Annotated in this window: 17 protein-coding genes; 4 read left to right on the top strand and 13 right to left on the bottom strand. The window is 69.6% G+C overall.

Going from position 1 to position 16244, the window contains the following annotated elements:
• The first annotated feature begins 38 nt into the window (after positions 1 to 38).
• A complete protein-coding gene (locus ACQPZX_RS31020; RefSeq protein ID WP_433362833.1) occupies positions 39 to 551 on the top strand; it encodes a MarR family winged helix-turn-helix transcriptional regulator in 513 nt (170 codons plus the stop codon).
• Here the strand turns inward: ACQPZX_RS31020 and ACQPZX_RS31015 are convergent.
• From ACQPZX_RS31015 to ACQPZX_RS30975, 9 genes are read right to left on the bottom strand one after another with little or no spacing between them, the layout of a single operon-like run.
• Complete coding sequence (locus ACQPZX_RS31015; RefSeq protein ID WP_433362830.1) at positions 517 to 1182, bottom strand: gamma-glutamyl-gamma-aminobutyrate hydrolase family protein; 666 nt, start codon at positions 1180 to 1182, stop codon at positions 517 to 519. The genes ACQPZX_RS31020 and ACQPZX_RS31015 overlap by 35 nt on opposite strands.
• Positions 1175 to 2602: an aldehyde dehydrogenase family protein gene (locus ACQPZX_RS31010; RefSeq protein ID WP_433362827.1), complete on the bottom strand. Its 1428-nt coding sequence runs from the start codon at positions 2600 to 2602 to the stop codon at positions 1175 to 1177. Before ACQPZX_RS31010 ends, ACQPZX_RS31015 begins: the two co-directional genes overlap by 8 nt.
• Positions 2599 to 3444: a fumarylacetoacetate hydrolase family protein gene (locus ACQPZX_RS31005; RefSeq protein ID WP_433362824.1), complete on the bottom strand. Its 846-nt coding sequence runs from the start codon at positions 3442 to 3444 to the stop codon at positions 2599 to 2601. The genes ACQPZX_RS31010 and ACQPZX_RS31005 overlap by 4 nt, the downstream gene beginning before the upstream one ends.
• A gap of 14 nt (positions 3445 to 3458) precedes the next feature.
• Positions 3459 to 4388: a catechol 1,2-dioxygenase gene (locus tag ACQPZX_RS31000; protein WP_433362821.1), complete on the bottom strand. Its 930-nt coding sequence runs from the start codon at positions 4386 to 4388 to the stop codon at positions 3459 to 3461.
• A complete protein-coding gene (locus tag ACQPZX_RS30995) occupies positions 4381 to 5841 on the bottom strand; it encodes an aldehyde dehydrogenase (protein ID WP_433362818.1) in 1461 nt (486 codons plus the stop codon). Before ACQPZX_RS30995 ends, ACQPZX_RS31000 begins: the two co-directional genes overlap by 8 nt.
• Positions 5838 to 6638 (bottom strand): acetoacetate decarboxylase family protein, encoded by an 801-nt coding sequence (locus tag ACQPZX_RS30990; protein WP_433362815.1) that lies wholly within the window; start codon positions 6636 to 6638, stop codon positions 5838 to 5840. Before ACQPZX_RS30990 ends, ACQPZX_RS30995 begins: the two co-directional genes overlap by 4 nt.
• On the bottom strand, positions 6635 to 7627 hold the full coding sequence (locus ACQPZX_RS30985; RefSeq protein WP_433362812.1) for an aromatic ring-hydroxylating dioxygenase subunit alpha: 993 nt from the start codon (positions 7625 to 7627) through the stop codon (positions 6635 to 6637). The genes ACQPZX_RS30990 and ACQPZX_RS30985 overlap by 4 nt, the downstream gene beginning before the upstream one ends.
• A gap of 10 nt (positions 7628 to 7637) precedes the next feature.
• Positions 7638 to 8594, bottom strand: a complete 957-nt coding sequence (locus ACQPZX_RS30980) for a PDR/VanB family oxidoreductase (RefSeq protein WP_433362810.1) — start codon at positions 8592 to 8594, stop codon at positions 7638 to 7640.
• Entirely contained in the window at positions 8591 to 9844 is a 1254-nt protein-coding gene (locus tag ACQPZX_RS30975; protein WP_433362808.1) for a cytochrome P450, read from the bottom strand. Before ACQPZX_RS30975 ends, ACQPZX_RS30980 begins: the two co-directional genes overlap by 4 nt.
• A gap of 152 nt (positions 9845 to 9996) precedes the next feature.
• On the opposite strand from ACQPZX_RS30975, the gene ACQPZX_RS30970 reads away from it, so the two are divergent.
• Positions 9997 to 11478, top strand: coding sequence for an APC family permease (locus ACQPZX_RS30970; RefSeq protein ID WP_433362805.1), 1482 nt, complete (start codon positions 9997 to 9999; stop codon positions 11476 to 11478).
• Here the strand turns inward: ACQPZX_RS30970 and ACQPZX_RS30965 are convergent.
• Positions 11475 to 12041 carry a TetR/AcrR family transcriptional regulator gene (locus tag ACQPZX_RS30965; RefSeq protein ID WP_433362802.1) on the bottom strand — a complete coding sequence of 189 codons (567 nt, stop codon included), beginning with the start codon at positions 12039 to 12041 and terminating at the stop codon, positions 11475 to 11477. The two genes, ACQPZX_RS30970 and ACQPZX_RS30965, sit on opposite strands and share 4 nt — an antisense overlap.
• 81 nt (positions 12042 to 12122) lie before the next feature.
• On the opposite strand from ACQPZX_RS30965, the gene ACQPZX_RS30960 reads away from it, so the two are divergent.
• The gene (locus tag ACQPZX_RS30960; RefSeq protein WP_433362799.1) at positions 12123 to 12647 is read left to right on the top strand and encodes a hypothetical protein; all 525 of its coding nucleotides are present in this window, start codon (positions 12123 to 12125) and stop codon (positions 12645 to 12647) included.
• On the opposite strand, the gene ACQPZX_RS30955 is transcribed toward ACQPZX_RS30960, so the two are convergent.
• Positions 12637 to 13953, bottom strand: a complete 1317-nt coding sequence (locus ACQPZX_RS30955; RefSeq protein ID WP_433362797.1) for an aminomethyl transferase family protein — start codon at positions 13951 to 13953, stop codon at positions 12637 to 12639. The two genes, ACQPZX_RS30960 and ACQPZX_RS30955, sit on opposite strands and share 11 nt — an antisense overlap.
• 54 nt (positions 13954 to 14007) lie before the next feature.
• Positions 14008 to 15192, bottom strand: a complete 1185-nt coding sequence (locus ACQPZX_RS30950; RefSeq protein WP_433362794.1) for an FAD-dependent monooxygenase — start codon at positions 15190 to 15192, stop codon at positions 14008 to 14010.
• A 74-nt stretch (positions 15193 to 15266) separates the two neighbouring features.
• Here ACQPZX_RS30950 and ACQPZX_RS30945 point away from each other — a divergent pair, with 74 nt between their 5' ends.
• A complete protein-coding gene (locus ACQPZX_RS30945) occupies positions 15267 to 15926 on the top strand; it encodes a sensor histidine kinase (RefSeq protein ID WP_433362791.1) in 660 nt (219 codons plus the stop codon).
• On the opposite strand, the gene ACQPZX_RS30940 is transcribed toward ACQPZX_RS30945, so the two are convergent.
• Positions 15874 to 16242, bottom strand: a complete 369-nt coding sequence (locus ACQPZX_RS30940) for a response regulator transcription factor (protein ID WP_433362788.1) — start codon at positions 16240 to 16242, stop codon at positions 15874 to 15876. The two genes, ACQPZX_RS30945 and ACQPZX_RS30940, sit on opposite strands and share 53 nt — an antisense overlap.
• Between the last annotated feature and the right edge of the window lie 2 nt (positions 16243 to 16244).

Genomic DNA, 16244 nt, shown 5'->3' with positions numbered 1-16244 from the left:
CAATAGTTTCGCGCGCGCCGGAACGTACGATCGTTTCCATGACCGACCACCACCCCCGCCTCGTCGAAACCGAGCGCGCGATGCGCGAGCACGTCGAATCGCTCGGCCTGGACTTCGCGGCCGCGCACGCCGTGTCCAGCATCTACCGGGCGGCGAACGCGGTGCGGTCGTACATCTGGAACGAGCTGCTCCGGCCGTACGACCTGACCTGGACCGGCTGGGTGGTGCTCTGGGTGGTCTGGATCTTCGACGGGATGGAGACGCGGCACGCCGCCGAGGCCGCCGCGATCTCCAAGGCGACGCTGACCGGGGTGGCCAAGACCCTCGAGGCGCGCGGCTGGATCTCGCGGGTCGGGCGCACCGACGACCGGCGCCTGGTCGAGCTGCACCTGACCGACGAGGGCCGGGCGCTGATGGAGGAGCTCTACCCCAAGTTCAACGCGATCGAGACCAAGGTGGTCGGGCGGCTGTCCGGCGGGGACACCAGGGCGATGACGCACAGCTTGCGCGAGATCGTCACCACGATCGAGGAGACCGGGCTGCCCGGATGAGTCCCTCGAACAAGGCGGCTTGAGCCGGGTCCGTATCGGCGGTGTCCTCCGGATGCCACTGAACACCCCGGAACCAGCCCTCATGTTCGTCGAGCGCTAGCTCTTCGATGGTGCCGTCTTTCGCGTACGCGATGGCGCGCAACCCTTTGCCGGGACGGCCGACGCCCTGGTGGTGGTAGCAGGAGACGGTCAGATCGCCGACCACGTGCACGCTGCGGTGCGCGTCCGGGAGGTCCTGGATCAGGTCGCCGCCGCGCGCCACGTTGACCACCTGCAGCCCCCGGCAGATCGCCAGCAGCGGCATCCGGTCCTCCAGCGCGACCCGCGCGACCGCCAGGTCGAAGGCGTCCTGCACCTCGTCGACGTCGTACTGGCTGTCGTGGGCCTCCTGCCCGGCCCAATGCGCGGCCAGGTCGCCGCCGCCGGGCAGCAGCACGCCGTCCGCGAAGTTGATGCGCTTTCGCACCTCGTCGTCGTCGGCCGGCAAGGTGGGGTGCAAGGTGATCGGTTCGCCGCCGGCTTCGAAGACAGATTCCATCAACTTGTACGCGTTGACGTCCGCCCGGAAACGCAATGCCGACGCGCTCGCCGAGAACCGCGCCGGGATCACGATGAGCGGGCGCCTAGCCATACGCGATCCACGTGGTCTTGAGGTCGGTGTACTGGTCGAGGGCGTGCACGGACTTGTCCCGCCCGCTGCCGGAAAGTTTCACGCCGCCGAACGGGACGGTCATGTCGCCCTCCTCGTAGCAGTTGACCCACACCGTGCCGGCCCGCAGCCGCCGCGACATCCGGTGCGCCCGGCCGAGATCGGCGGTCCACACGGCGGCCGCCAGCCCGAATTCGGTGTCGTGCGCGATCCGCAGGGCTTCTTCCTCGTCCTCGAAGGTCTGCACCGCAAGAACAGGACCAAAGAGCTCTTCCCGTACGAGGATGTTGTCCCGCGCCGCGCCGGTGACGACCGTGGGCTCCAGGTAGGGGCCGCTCCGGTCGGTGCGGTCGCCGCCGAGCCGCAGCGACGCGCCCTGCTCGAGTCCGCGGGCCAGCTGGGCCTGGATGCGGTCGAGGCTGCGCTCGTCGACGAGCGGACCCATCCGGGTGGCGGGCAGCAGCGGGTCGTCCGGCTGCCATCCGGCCGCGGCCTCGGCGATCCGGTCGACCACCTCGTCCGCGATGTCACGGTGCACGACCAGGCGCGAGCCGGCCGTGCACATCTCGCCGGAGTTGAAGAACACCGCCCACGCGGCCGTGTCGGCGGCCGCCTTCAGGTCGGGCGCGTCGGGGAAGATGATGTTAGGCGACTTTCCGCCCAGTTCGAGGTGCACCCGCTTGACGTTGCTGTCGGCGGCGTAGCGCAGGAAATGCCGTCCGACCGCGGTCGAGCCGGTGAAGGTGAGCACGTCGACGTCGGGGTGCTCGCCCAGGCGGCGGCCTACGGTCGCGCCGTCGCCGGAAAGCACGTTGAGCACCCCTGGTGGCAGGCCGGCCTCCAGGCCGAGCGCGGCGACCCGCTGCATCGACAGCGGGGACTGCTCGGCGGTCTTGAGCACGACGGTGCAGCCGGCGGCGAGCGCGGGCGCGAATTTCCAGCCCCCGATCGTGAGGGGGAAGTTCCACGGCACGACGGCCGCCACCACGCCGGCCGGTTCCCGGGTCACCAGGGCGAGTTCGCCTTCGGCGGTCGGTGGCGCCTCCCCGGCCGTCTTGTCGGCGAGCCCGCCGTAGAAGCGAAGGCACCGGATCAGCGCGCGAAGCTCGATCTCGTTGGCGTAGGTGATCGGCTTGCCCATTTCGAGGGTGACCAGCCGGGCGATCTCGTCCCGGTGCCGCTCGACGAGCTCCGCGAAGTGAAGCAGGATTTCCCCCCGCTCGCGGGCCGCCATCCGGGGCCAGGGCCCGTGATCGAACGCCCGCCGGGCCGCCGCGACGGCGGCATCGGCGTCGGCGACGTCGGCCCACGGGATCTCGGCCAGGACGCTGCCGTCGCGCGGGGTGACGATCTTCCGGAGGGCGCCGGTGGTCGACTCCCTCTCCGCACCATCGATGATCATCGGCGGGGCGCCCGGATGCCGCGGAACTCCCAGTCGCCGCCCTGGGCGGTGGAGAGGACCTCTTCGCTTTCCGTGGGCTGGGCGCCCACGTCCGTACGGATGGGAGTCGGTCCCTCGACGATGTGGTTGCGCAGCGTGCCGAGGCCCTCGACCTCGACCTCGACCACGTCGCCCGGGTAGACCGTGCGGGAGATGGCCGGCGTCCCGGACAGCAGCACGTCGCCCGGCTGCAGCGTGATCGTGCGGGCGATGTCGGCGACCAGGTAGTGCATGTCCCAGTTCATCTCGTCGGTGTTGCCGTCCTGCCGCACCTCGCCGTTGACGATGGTGCGGATCTGCTTGCCGCGGAAGTCCCAGCCCTCGACGATGCCGGGGCCGAGCGGGCAGAGCGTGTCGGAGCCCTTGACCCGCAGCATCGAGCCGGCGTCGGTGTCGCGGAAGTCGTGCAGGCCGTAGTCGTTGGCGACGGTGTAGCCGCGGATGTAGTAGCGGGCGTCGGCGGGGGAGATGTTGCGGGCGGTGCGGCCGATGACGATGCCGATCTCACCCTCGTAGTTGAGCCACTTGCACCCGGCCGGCCGCACCACCGCCGAGTCGTGCGCGTTGAGCGCGGAGACCGGCTTGTGGAAGTACGTCGGCGCGGCCGGAAGTTTGGTCATCATCTCGTCGACGCGCGACCGATAGTTCAGGTGGACGCAGACGATCTTCGAGGGTACGACCGGCGGCAGGTGGACGGCGTCGGCGATCTTGACGGCGCGGCCGTCGTACGCGATCAGCTCGTCGCCTTGTCGCTCGACGTCCACGACATTGCCGTCCAGCAGGATGCGGCGGGTTTCGCGCATTTTCGGGGAACCTTTCACGCCGTCTGGCGTACGTAGTCGGGATCGGGAGCGGTGCGATGCGGCCGGGGGAAGCCCTCGGATGGGCGGTCGAACCAGAGGTGGACCTGACCGGTGCCGACCGAGTTCTCGTACTCGCCGTACTGGCGGCTGGTGGCGGTGCAGTCGCCCTCGCCGAGCGCGCCCATCATCATCAGGTAGTGCCCGAAGCGGGCCTCGGGCTTGTACTTGAAGAACTCGGGCATGGTGTCGAGGACCCGCTTGTGGTCGCCTGCCGCGAACCATTCCAGGCGTTCCATGTCCGCCTTGTAGGCCTCGGGCGTGAAAATGTGCTCGGAACCGGCCGCTTCGTGGTCGCGCAACTTTCGCAGGGGCCAGAACGTGTGCGACATGGCGCCCGACGCGATCAGCAGAACCTTCCGGTCGGATTCCGCGATCGCGTCGCCGAGGGCGCGACCGAGCCGCAGGTTGTCCTCGGTGTCGGCGGTCTGGCACACCCCGATCGAGATCCACCGCTTCTCCGGCAGGCCCTGGCCGAGGAACTCCCACAGGTTCGTGGTGGCGTAGAAGATCGGCAGGTGGTCGTCCTCGATGGCGGTGATCCAGGTGGAGTGCTCGGCCCCCTTGCTCTCGATGAGGCGGGCCAGCGAAGGGTCGCCGGGGAAGTCGTACGGCCGGCGGCACATCCCGCGCGGCAGCTCCTCCGAGGTGAACAGCCCGGCCCGGCGCTGCTGGGCGGTCACCACGAACTCGACAGTGGTGGCCCAGTGCGAGTCGAGGACCACGACGGTGTCGTAGTCGACGACGTCGAAGACCTCCCGGCGCAGCTGGTGCAGGCCGGAGACCAGCGTCGAGTCCTCGCCGTGGTTGAGCTCGCGCCGGGTCTCCTCCGGCAGCACGATGGTGGGCACGTGGGCGATCAGCCCGGCCCCGGCCACCTCACCCATGGGAGCTCTCCTTCCATCCGTTGGGGCTGAACACCGTGTTCTTGACGTCGCAGTAGAAGTCGAACGAGTACGTACCGCCCTCGCGCCCGATCCCGGACTTGCCGTTGCCACCGAAGGGCGCGCCGAGATCGCGGACGAAGAAGCAGTTCACCCAGACCGTGCCGGCGTTGAGCCGCGCGCTGACCCGCTCGGCCTTTTCCGGCGAACCGGTGACCAGGGTGGCGGCCAGGCCGAAGCGGGTGTCGTTGGCCATCCGCACGCCCTCGTCCTCGTCGGCGAAGGTCTGGAAGGTCAGCACCGGCCCGAAGACCTCCTCGGTCAGGATCTCGCTGCCCGGCTTGGCGTCGGCCAGGATCGTGGGCGGGTAGTAGAGGCCCTTTTCGGGTGCGGCGCCGCCCAGGATCGCCCGGGCGCCGTCGGCCAGGGCGCGGTCGACGAACCCGCTGACCCGATCGAGATGTGCACGGCTGACCAGGGCGCTGACGTCGGTCTTCTCGTCGCGCGGGTCGCCCTGCACGAGACCACGGGCCTTCTCCACGACCCGCGCCTGGAACTCCGCGGCGATGCTCTCCTGCACCAGGATCCGGAACGCGCCGAGGCAGACCTGACCGGCGTTGTCGAACTGCTCGACGGCCAGGTCGACGGCGAGGTCGAGGTCGCAGTCGTCGAAGACCAGCAGCGGCGACTTGCCGCCCAGCTCGAAGGAGAGCGGCACGATGGTGGGCGCGGCGGCGGCGGCGATCACCCCGGCGGTCGGGACCGAGCCGGTGAACGACAGCCGGTTGATGCCCGGGTGTTTGCTCAAGGCCGCGCCTGCCTCGGCGCCGATCCCCTGCACGACGTTGAAGACGCCGGCGGGCAGCCCGGCCTCGTGCGCGATGTCGGCGAGCAGCGACGCGGTCAGCGGCGCCCACTCCGGCGGCTTGAGCACGACCGTGTTCCCGGCGGCGAGGGCCGGGCCGATCCGCCACGTGGCCAGCATGAGCGGCGCGTTCCACGGCGTGATGATCGCGGTGACGCCGGCCGGGTCGTAGGTGACCCGCTCCCGGTGGCCACGAATCTCCATGTCGGGGTGGGCGAGCTTCTCGGCGTAGTCGGCGAAGAAGCGGAAGTTCATCGCCACTCGCGGCATCACGCCCCGGCGGTGCGAGCGCAGCAGCGAGCCGTTGTCCCGGGTCTCCACGCGGGCGAGGTCTTCCCGGCGCTCGTCGATGCCGTCCGCGACCCGGCGGAGGATCGCGCCACGTTCCGGCGCGGACAACGCGGCCCAGGCGGGAAATGCTTCGCGAGCGGCGGCGACAGCGGCGTCGACTTCGGCCGCCGTGCCGGCTGCGATATCGCCGAGGAAACTTTCGTCGATCGGGGAGATATCGGCGAATGTCCGATCGGACGCGACTCGCCGGCCGCCGATCCAGTGCCGGGTGTCGATCGCGACGCCCTCTACGGAAATCACGCGTCCTCCTTGGAAAGTTTCGCGAGCGTCTTTCCGCCGTCCCAGACGACGCCGACCTGCCGGTAGTAGCCGCCGATGACCTCGTCGACGGTGAGCCGGGACAGCTCCTCGGTGGGCGAGTCGAACAACCGGAGGTCGACGTCACCGGCCCACGCCTGGCCGCCGTCGAACGACGCGGCGCCCGACTGGATCAGCTCGGCGTAGGCGTCCGGTGCGCCCTTCTCGATGCCCGGGTAGAAGCGGTGATGCGCCATCGGATGCCCGTTCACGAAGCCGTTCGTCTCGGCGGGCGAGCGCAGTGTCAGCACCGCCTCCGCGATCCGCCGGTCGCCGGCCGCGAGCGTCGCCCCGAACATCCCGCCCGGCGCCAGCTGCGGCGCCGCCTGCCCGAACGGGTGCGGCCGTGTCTGCCACATCGAGCCGAGCTTCTTCGGATACCCCTGGTGCAGCCCGCGCGCGATGGCGAAGTCCTTGTCCACCCAGATGTAGACGCAGCGCGAGAAGACCTGCCCCTCGAAGCTGCACCGCACCACCACGAACGCCTCTTTGTACTGCGACCGCACCGGGTCGAGCAGCTCGGCCCGCGACGACGAGCACGACTGCCAGTCCGCCCAGATGAGGGCGACCGCGCCGGGGTCGTCCGGGGCGAGTTGCAAGGGCGCCGGTAGCAGCTCCGCGACCCGGGCCGGATCGGTCCGGTACTCCACGGTCAGCAGGTCACCCGAGTAGAACCAGGGCGGGCTCGGGATCAGCGACGAGTCGCCGCTCGCCGTGCGCGGGTAGAAGAAGCCCTTCATATGCCCTCTCTCTCGTCCGCGATCATGCGGCCGACAATCTTGCGGACCTGGATGGCGGCGGCGTCGGCCGCGACCCGCACGAGCGGGCGCGGCCCGTCCTCGTCGAGCACGCGCTGCATGGTTACGAGGATGTCCTTGACGCGGCGGTAGTACTCGGCGAACAGCGGCGTCAGCTCGGCCGACGGTGCGAAGTTCCGGCTGACCCGCCATACGTGCCGGGTCGTGGTCGCGTCGATCGGGGTCACGCCGTGGGTGAAGCGAAAACTGAATGTCCGTTCGCCCGCGTACACGTGCCAGCTGTCCACCCACAGCCCCGGCGAGACGAAGCGCCCTTCCTCGCGTTGCGCGAAAACCGAGTCGTCCGTGGCGCCCACCAAAGGCGCGTGCCACTTGGCGAGCGGGGCCGGGGGATAGTCGCGGGAGAACCCCACCGACGTCTCCGACACCTCGACGTCCAGCCGCGGCATCGGCCCGGCCGACAGCGCGGGCGGCGCGATGATCGGGTCCACCACGGCGACGTGCGTGATGTCGGCGAAGTTCTCGTGCAGGAGCAGCGCCCCGGCACGAGTGGTCCACTCGTCGCCGAAGGTGGTCCACTCCGCCGCGGCCAGCCAGGGCGCCCGGGGCGGCTGCCGCAGCCCGGCCAGCCCCGCGTCGGCGAACCACACCCAGACCAGGCCGTCCTGCTCGACGAGCGGGTAGGCCCGGACCCGGGCGTCGTAGGGCACCGCCGCCTGGGTGGGCACCCTGACGCAGCGGCCGTCCGGGGCGTAGGCGAATCCCGAGTACGAGGAGACGATCAGGTCGCCTTCGAGCTGTCCGAGCGAGAGCGGGTACGGCGCGTGCGCGTCCCGATCCTCCAGGGCGACGGCCTGCCCGGACGGCGTCCGGTAGAGCACCAGCCCGCGGTCGAGCGCCCGCCGCCCGAGCGGCGTTCCGGTGACCTCGGCGCTGGTGGCGGCGACATACCAGCAGTGCGTGGGATACATAGGCCCGTCCTCAGAGCGCGAGCGTGAGGCGCGACCCCTTGCAGCGGGACACGCAGATCATCATGACTTCGCCGGCGGCGCGTTCCTCGTCGTCGAGCACCGAGTCCCGGTGGTCGACCTCGCCGTCGATCACCTCGGTCTCGCAGGTCCCGCAGATGCCTTCCAGGCAGGAGCCGAGCACGCTCACCCCGGCCTGCCGGACGGTCTCGAAGACGGACTGCCCGGCCGGCACCGCGAGCGTCTTGCCGGAGTGCTGCAGCACCACCTCGAACTCGCTGTCCGGCGAATCCGGCGAAACTTCCCGCGCGGTGAACCGTTCCAGATGCAGGCTGCCCGGCGGCCAAGCGGCGCACTGCGACTCGACCGCGGCCAGCATGCCCTCGGGCCCGCAGGCGTAGACCAGGGTGTCCGGCCGCGGCGTGCCGAGGATCGCGCTCAAATCGAGCCGCCCGTGCGAATCCTCGGGCACAAGATGAACGCGATCCCCGGAAAGCTCGTCGGTGAACGCCATCGAGTCGAGCGTCCGGCCGCCGTAGTGCAGCTCCCACTCCGCCCCGGCCGCCGAGACCTCATGGATCATCGCGAGCAGCGGTGTGATGCCGATGCCGCCGGCCAGGAACAGGTAGCGCCGCGAGGACACGACCGGGAAGTGGTTGCGCGGCCCCCGGACCCGTACGTTCTCGCCGGCCGTGAGCTTGTGGACCCGGGCCGATCCGCCGCGGCTGTCCGGCGTGTGCAGCACGGCGACCCGCCAGCACCCCGGCTCGCTCGTCCGGCCGCACAACGAGTACTGCCGGACCAGCCCGTCCTCGAGGATCAGGTCGATGTGCGCGCCCGGGGTCCAGTCCGGCAGGTCCTGACCGTCGGCGCGCGCCAGCGTCAGCGCGACCACGCCGTCGGCGGCCGGCGTGACGGACCGGACCACCAGGTCGGCCTCGAACTCGCGGACGACCAGATCGACGGTCATCGCGGCTTGACCGACACCGGGAACTTCTTGATCCCGTTGACGAAGTTGGAGCGGACCCGGGTGACCTCGCCGTTGAGCTGGATGTCCTGGACGCGAGGGAGCAACTCCTCGAACATCAGCCGCACCTCCATCCGCGCGAGCGCGTTGCCCATGCACAGGTGGGGGCTGCCCTTGCCGAACGTGAGGTGGTCCACGTTCGGACGCCGTACGTCGAGCTTGTAGGGATTTTCGAAAATTTCCTCGTCGCGGTTGCCGGATGCGAACCACATGACGACCTTGTCGCCGGCCTTGATGTCCTTGCCGCCGAGCGTGACGTCGCGGGTCGCGGTGCGCCGGAAGTGGTAGACCGGCGAGGCCCAGCGCAGCAGCTCCTCGAGCCCGGAGGCGATCAGCGCCGGGTCCTCCTGGAGCAGCCGCAGCTGGTCGGGCTGCTCGATGAGCGCGAGCATCGACTGGCTGATCGCGTGCCGGGTGGTCTCGTTGCCGGCGATCACCAGCAGCAGGAAGTAGTTGTCGAAGTCCTTGTCGGTCATCGGCACGCCGTCGCTGGGCAGCTTGTTGGCGAGCTGGCTGATCAGGTCGGTGCCGTCGCCGCCCTTGCGACGGTCGCGCAGCGCCCGGCCGTAGTCGAAGACGTCCTGCGTGGTCGGCGAGCGGAACGGCAGGTGCTTGTACTTCTCGCTCTCCGGCGAGTCGTACTGGTGCTCGGTGTAATCGGGGTCGGTGTTGCCGACCATCTCGTTGCCCCAGCGGATCAGCTGGCCGGTGTCCTCGAGCGGCACGTCGAGCAGGCGGGCGAGGACCTGGATGGGGAAGTCCGCGCTGATCTTCTGGACGAAGTCGAAGTCGTTCGAGGAGAGCGCCTCGTCGACTGTCTTTTTCGTCAGCTCCCGCAGGAAAGTTTCGTAGTTCTTCATGAGGTTGCGCGGGCTGAACTCGCGGGCGATGAGCTGCCGGAGCACGAGGTGGCGCTGCCCGTCGGTCTCGAGAAGGGACCGGCGGATGTCCATCAGGTCGTCGTCGACCTCTTCCAGGTTGACGAACTGTTCCGAGGTGAAGGTCGCCGTGTCGCGATCCACCGCCCAGATGTCCTGATATTTCGTGACAGCCCAGAAGCCCCGGTTCGGCGCGTCCTCGGGGTTCCAGTGCACCGGGTCCTCGCGCCGCAGCGTGTCGAACTGGTCCCAGGCCTCGTTTCGCTGGAAGCGGTCGTAGTCGGCCAGATTGACCTCGTCGATTTTCACAGCCACCGCCCTGCCTCCGTGACAAAAGTCGTTCGGACCCAAACGATATGTGCGGGCAGGCCGAGATGCAAGAGGGTCTTGTGTCCCGTGACACACCGGCCCTAATGTTCGCGTTCAAACGTTCGGACACGAACGACCATGACATAGGGACGGGCGTCATGAGCCAAGCCGAGCAGTCGAGCACCGTCGAAACCGAGAAACATCAGCTGCGCCGCGGCAGCCTGGGCGTGCTCGCCATCTCCTTCTTCGTCATCTCCGCGGCCGCGCCGCTCACCGCGATGGCCGGCGGTGCGCCCGTGGCCATGCTGCTGGGCAACGGCGCGGGCATCCCCGCCGCGTACGTCGTCGTCAGTCTTCTGCTCTTGATCTTCTCAGTGGGTTACACGGCGATGGCAAGGCACCACACCAGCACCGGGGCGTTCTACAGCTACGTCACGCGAGGGCTGCGGCAACCGGCCGGCGGTGCGGCGGCGTGGATCGCGCTGCTCGGCTACAACGCCATGCAGATCGGGCTCTACGGCCTGTTCGGGTCGGCGGCGTCGGGCTTTCTCGCCGACCAGTTCGGCTGGGACGTGCCCTGGTGGGTCTGCGTCCTGATCGCCATGGCCGTCATCGCCGTGCTCGGCTACCGGCAGGTCGACCTGTCGGTCAAGGTGCTGTCGGTGCTGGTCCTCGCCGAGTTCATCGTCGTGCTGATCCTCGACGTCGCGATCGCGGTCAAGGGCGGTGAGGGCGGTGGCGCGCCGCTGACCCTCGAGCCGTTCAGCTGGAGCGCGTTCGCCTCCGGCTCGGTCGCGATCGCGCTGCTGTTCAACACCGCGTCGTTCGTCGGCTTCGAGGCCACCACCATCTACAGCGAGGAGGCGAAGGACCCGCGCCGTACGGTGCCGCGCGCCACCTACGTCGCCGTGCTGACGATCGGCCTGTTCTACACCGTCACCACCTGGCTGATGGTCAACGCGCAGGGCGCCGACGGCCTCGTGGACTTCCTCGGCGGCCTCAAGCCCGACCCCACCGCGTTCCTTTTCGTGCTCAGCGACACCTATCTCGGCAGCACGCTGACCACGATCATGACGCTGCTCTTCGCCACCAGCGTTTTCGCGGCGTTGCTCGCCTTCCACAACGCGGTCGCGCGCTATCTTTTCGCGCTCGGTCGCGAAGGTCTCGTGCCCGAGCGCCTCGGCCGCACCCACAAGGTGCACCTCAGCCCGCACGCCGGCTCGCTCAGCCAGACCGTGCTGGCGGTCGTCATCGTCGCCGTCTTCGTGATCACCGACCAGGACCCGGTGCTGGCCCTGTTCACCTGGCTCACCCAGCTCGGCACGCTGGCGATCATCACCTTGATGGCGCTGGCATCTTTCGCGGTGGTCGCGTTCTTCCTGCGCCATCCCGACCTGGACAGCAACCGCCTGCGAACTTTCGTCGCGCCGGTCGTAGGCGGCGTCGCCACAGCCGCGGTCGCGGTCTACGCGGCTTCCCAGTTCGGGTTGCTGATCAGCAAGCCCGGCAGCGCCCTGAGCTGGATCCTGCCGGCCCTCATCGTCGTGGCCGCGGTGGTCGGCCTGGTTTCGGCCATCGTGCTCAAGAACAAGAACCCGCAGCTGTACGAGGTGATGGGTCGCCACCGAGGCGACGCTTAGCCGTCGAGCAGTCGAGCCACCAGGCGCCGGGCGTCGTCGGCGGAGGCCGGCCGATCGAAGAGCGCACGAAAGTAGAGCGGAGCGACAACGACCTCGAGCAGGTCCGCGACCGTGGGCGGCGACTCGCCCCGGGCGCGGGCCTTTTCGAGCATCTCGGAAAGTTGCGTCGACCGCTCGGCCAGCACCGCCGACGCCCCGCGATCCGGATCGGCCGGGATCGCGTCGACCGCGGCGCGCAACATGAGCGCGCCGAGCGGGCCGGAGAGGCTGCCGGCCACGGCCGTCGCGTATGCCTCCAGATCACCTCGCAGGCTGCCCGTGTCGGGCAGCGGCGAAGTGCGCGCCGGCCCGGCCTGAACCATGTCGCTCAACAGCACCGAAACCTTGCCCCAGCGCCGGTAGATCGTCGCCTGGTGCACCCCCGACCGCTCGGCGATCAGCGGAATCGTGAGCTCGTCGGCCCCGCGCTCGGCCAGCAGCTCGACCACCGCCCCGTGAACCCGCTCGCGCAGCCGCTCCGACCGTCCGTGCGGCCGCTGCATCGGCCGGGGCGAGTTCACCACCCGTGCATCTTAACGCGAAATTCCTTGCGATAAGGCTGTCCTATCGCGAATAATCTCGCGTTAACCGGGGGAGGTTTTGACATGACACTGCTGAACCGCTGGCCCGCCGCACTCGGCCTGGCCGCGGCGGCCGGCCAACTGGCGCTCGGCCCTGACACCGACACCATCGCGACGGTCCTCGCCGTGGCCGTGCTCTGCTATCTGGGCGCGGCCGCGTTCGACAGGCGCTGGGTTTCCTGGGCCGGCTGCCTGGTCTTCCCGGCGATCATCGTGGCCGCCCGTTTCGCCGACCTGACCTGGTGGCTCGTCGGCGCGCTGGTAGCGCTGGCCCTGGTCGTGGTCGGCCTGATCCTGCGCGCGCCCAGACGCGCCCTGACCGTGGAGACCGCAGGCCTGCTGGGTTACGGCGCCGTAGCCGTGCTCGCCCTGTCCCTGTCTCCGCGCGCCGGCTTGGCGGTGGCCGGCGTGGCCCTCTGCGCCCACGCCGTCTGGGACGTCATCCACTACCGCCGCGACGTGGTGGTGAAGCGCTCGCTCGCCGAGTTCTGCGTCCTGCTCGACGTGCCCTTGGGCATTGCGGCCATCATCCTGGCCATCACCGGCTGACGTCGGTGCGGCGGCGGTCGGGCTTGAATGGCAACTCTGTGACGACGGCTGGGATTTCTCGCTGCGTAGTGCCCGGCCGTCCCCACAGGACGGTTACCTCGGTGCCCGGCGTCGTGTGCGCTGTTTCCAGGACGCCGAGCGAAATTGTCGCGCCGACCGTAAGGCTCAGCGCCCGGCCGGTCGAGACGCCTCGAAGGACGCCGTCGATCAGGATCTGGTCGAAGCTCGGGCCGTTGAGGCGCGGCAGTTCCATCTGCTCGACGCCGTCAAAAAGGCCGGCCGCGATCGCCGCGACACTTTCGTTGTCCCAGCGCAACCCGACCAGTTTTCTTTCGCCGGCGTCGGCGACCAGCGCGTCCCGCCCGAGGAAGTCGTGCGAGGAGATCCGGCCGCGCAGCCAGCCGAGCTCGCCCGGCTTGCGGAAATAGTCGGTGACGTTGCCCGGAACGAAACTCCCGCCCGGCCCCTTGCCGCGGCGGAACTGCGTGGGCGCGCCCGGCGTGAGGATCGCGGCCGGCAGGTAGTCGAGGCCGTTCGTCGCGATGCCCGCCTCGATGTGCTGCACCGACTGCGAGCGCAGCCCGAGCAGCGTCACGTTCCCGGCGCCGGCTATCGCTTTCCAAACCTCGTTCGCGTACGCCGCGGGGCCGTGCACCTCATAGCCGAGCTCGCCCGAGATGCCGGTGCGCAACACCCGCACCCCGACGCCGTTCGCGAAAGCCGGGCGGCTCCGGTTGAAGCCGAGGTCGCGCAAGTTTCCGCCGAGAACGCTCTGCAGGATCGCGAAAGATTCCGGCCCCTGGACGCCGAAGATGAACAGATCCGGGCTGACGTCCGTGACCGACGCGTCCCAGTTGCCCATGGAGAACTGCCAGCGCAGCCAGTCGCCGCTGCCGGCCGTGTAGAGAAACTTTTCCTCGCCGAGCCGGCAGAGCACGCCCTCGGAGGCGACCCAGCCGTGCTCGTCGAGCTGCACGTGATGCTTGATCTGCCCGTCGTGGAAGACGGACAGGTCGTTCATGCCCAGCCACGACAGGAAGTCGAGCGCCTGCGGCCCGCTCACTTCGATCTTGTTGAGCGAGGTCCAGTCGCCCAGGTAGCAGCCGCGCACGTGGGCGGTGCTCTCCTCGGCCCATCCCGTGTACTCCTGTGGCAGCAGGATCTGGGCGAACGGGGCGTAGGCGCCCTTGGCGTTCGCCGGGTCCTGCGCCGCCGCGGCCGGGCTGAACAGCGCCGGCCGCTCGGAGACGAAGGCGCCCTCGCGGTGCCGGACGACCGCCTCGTAGGTCTCGCGCTGAAGGGTCATCCCGGCCTCCACTAAATCGAGCTAGTGGCGGGGAGATTACCCAGATGTTTCGCGCTACGGCAAGGGGTTCGCAGCGTCGTGGTCGTAGATCCAGGCGACGACGTCGTACGACCAGTCGGTCGCGCCCTTGGCCATCGCCTCGTCGCGGGCCTCCTGATCAGGCCCGTCGTGGAGGTGGAAGCGGGTCTTGTTCTCGGACGAGAGCGCCTGCATCCTGCTCGCGCGGGGGAGGCGCAAGCGTTCGTAGTCGATCAGAGCGCCGGCCGGATCGTCCGATTTCGCGGCCAGGCACGCGGCCAGCGTGGCGCCGTCCTCGATCGCCTGGGCCGCGCCCTGGGCCATGAACGGCAGCATCGCGTGGCAGGCGTCGCCCAGCAGCGTCACCCGGCCCTGCGACCAGTGCGGGAGCGGCGGCCGGTCGAAGAGGGCCCACACGAAAGTTTCGTCGACGGCCTCCAACATTCCGCGCACCTGTGGGTGCCACCCGTCGAAAGCTTTCAGCGCGTCGGCCACCTCGCCGCGGTCGGTCCACGACTCGCGGGTCCAGGTGCCCTGCTCGACGATCGCCACGAAGTTCATCAGCCGCCGGCCGCTGACGTAGTAGTTCACGAAGTGCTGGCCGGGACCCATGAACACCTGGGCGGTCACCTCGATGTCGAGGCCCTCCAGCCGCTCGGCCGGGATCAGCCCGCGATAGGCGATGCACCCGGTGAACCGCGGCCGCTCGGGGCCGAACAGCAGCCCCCGCACGTCGGAGTGGATGCCGTCCGCGCCGACCAGCACGTCCACCTCCGCGTCGTCCTGGGCCGCGAAACGAAGGCGTACGCGATCGTGGGTTTGATCGAAAGCGGTCAGCCGATGGCCCAGATGGATCCGCTCCGGCGGGATCGCCGCCGCCAGGGCGGCGAGCAGATCGGCGCGGTGGGCCTGGTAGTGCGGGAACCCGAACCGGTCCTCGAGAGGCTCGCCGAGCGGCGTTCGCAACAACGTGCGCCCGTCGTCCCACCGGCGCTGATGCAGCGCGAGCGGCTTCACGCCGACGCGCGCCAACTCGCCGGCCAGGCCGAGGTTGTGCAGGATCCGCGAGGCGTTCGGACTGACCTGGACGCCCGCCCCGACCTCGCCCAGAGCGCGCGAACGTTCGTACACCTGAACGTCAAAACCGGCCGCGAGCAGCGACAATGCCGCGCTCAGCCCGCCGATCCCGCCACCGATGACACCTACCGTCAGCCCCCGCATGACCCCAGCATCGACCCGCGCCGATGTTGCGGACAAGGACGTTCTGGCCACCTTTCGTGCCTATCTTGGAACGAGTGCGGGAGCTGACGGGCGAGGCGAGGGCGCGGGAGAGCTTGCGCCGGCAGAACCGTGCGCTCGCCGAGCTGGTGGCGACCAGGACCGAGCTGGTCTCGGCCATGCTGCACGAGCTGCGCACGCCGCTGGCCTCGACCCTCGCGATGGTCGAGATGCTGCCGGCGGACACCGGCGACGCGCAGCTCGACGAGGCCCTCGAGCTGATCGCGCGCAACGTGCGCCGGATCGCCGGGGTGACCGAGCAGATCGCCACGATCAGCGGGATGGAGAACGGGACGCTCCCGATTTCGCGGAAAGATTTCGACCTCGCCGCGTTGCTTTCGAAGCACGGTTTCGCGGTGGAGAGCATGGAAACTTTCGCGGGCGACCGGGATCGACTGAACCAGGTTTTCGCGCGGCTGGTCGAGGCCGTCCGGGCGCTGGGCGGGGCCGGGCGGATGACCGCCTCGACCGACGGCGATCACTGGCGGATCGCGCTGCCGCTGCCCCCGGATCTGGTCACCGACCGGCTGTTCACCGGGGCGAACGCCACGGCGCTGATGTTCGCGCGGGCGGTGGTCGGCCGGCACGGCGGCACGGTCGGCGTCGAGAGCGCTTCGCTCGTGGTCAGCCTGCCCCGGTCAGCGCGTCCACCCGGGTCAGCAGATCCTGCGCCGTGAACGGCTTGACCAGGTAGTCGTCGGCGCCCGCGTCGAAGCCCGACGCCACGTCGAGCCACTGGCCGCGGCCGGTCAGCAGGATGATCGGGATGTCGGCGGTCTCGGCGTCGTCACGCAGCGCGCGGCACACCTCGAGGCCGGTCATGTCCGGCATCGTCACGTCGAGGACCGCGAGGTCCGGCGGGTGCTCGTGCGCCGCCCGCAGCCCATCGCGGCCGGTGCTGCTGGTCTCGACCTCGAGGCCGCCCGAGCTCAGCACGGTCCGGACGATCTCCAGCATCGTCGGGTCGTCGTCGACCACCAGCACAGAAGTCACCG

Origin of the sequence: Actinoplanes sp. CA-142083 (assembly GCF_050942195.1) — a bacterium.
Lineage (GTDB): Bacteria > Actinomycetota > Actinomycetes > Mycobacteriales > Micromonosporaceae > Actinoplanes.
This window is presented reverse-complemented; position numbering and strand designations above follow the sequence as displayed.

Bases quoted from the DNA above. Each gene is read 5' to 3' on its own strand.
- ACQPZX_RS31020 (WP_433362833.1), top strand. From the start codon at position 39: ATGACCGACCACCACCCCCGCCTCGTCGAAACCGAGCGCGCGATGCGC.
- ACQPZX_RS31015 (WP_433362830.1), bottom strand. From the start codon at position 1,182: ATGGCTAGGCGCCCGCTCATCGTGATCCCGGCGCGGTTCTCGGCGAGC.
- ACQPZX_RS31010 (WP_433362827.1), bottom strand. From the start codon at position 2,602: ATGATCATCGATGGTGCGGAGAGGGAGTCGACCACCGGCGCCCTCCGG.
- ACQPZX_RS31005 (WP_433362824.1), bottom strand. From the start codon at position 3,444: ATGCGCGAAACCCGCCGCATCCTGCTGGACGGCAATGTCGTGGACGTC.
- ACQPZX_RS31000 (WP_433362821.1), bottom strand. From the start codon at position 4,388: ATGGGTGAGGTGGCCGGGGCCGGGCTGATCGCCCACGTGCCCACCATC.
- ACQPZX_RS30990 (WP_433362815.1), bottom strand. From the start codon at position 6,638: ATGAAGGGCTTCTTCTACCCGCGCACGGCGAGCGGCGACTCGTCGCTG.
- ACQPZX_RS30985 (WP_433362812.1), bottom strand. From the start codon at position 7,627: ATGTATCCCACGCACTGCTGGTATGTCGCCGCCACCAGCGCCGAGGTC.
- ACQPZX_RS30980 (WP_433362810.1), bottom strand. From the start codon at position 8,594: ATGACCGTCGATCTGGTCGTCCGCGAGTTCGAGGCCGACCTGGTGGTC.
- ACQPZX_RS30970 (WP_433362805.1), top strand. From the start codon at position 9,997: ATGAGCCAAGCCGAGCAGTCGAGCACCGTCGAAACCGAGAAACATCAG.
- ACQPZX_RS30960 (WP_433362799.1), top strand. From the start codon at position 12,123: ATGACACTGCTGAACCGCTGGCCCGCCGCACTCGGCCTGGCCGCGGCG.
- ACQPZX_RS30955 (WP_433362797.1), bottom strand. From the start codon at position 13,953: ATGACCCTTCAGCGCGAGACCTACGAGGCGGTCGTCCGGCACCGCGAG.
- ACQPZX_RS30950 (WP_433362794.1), bottom strand. From the start codon at position 15,192: ATGCGGGGGCTGACGGTAGGTGTCATCGGTGGCGGGATCGGCGGGCTG.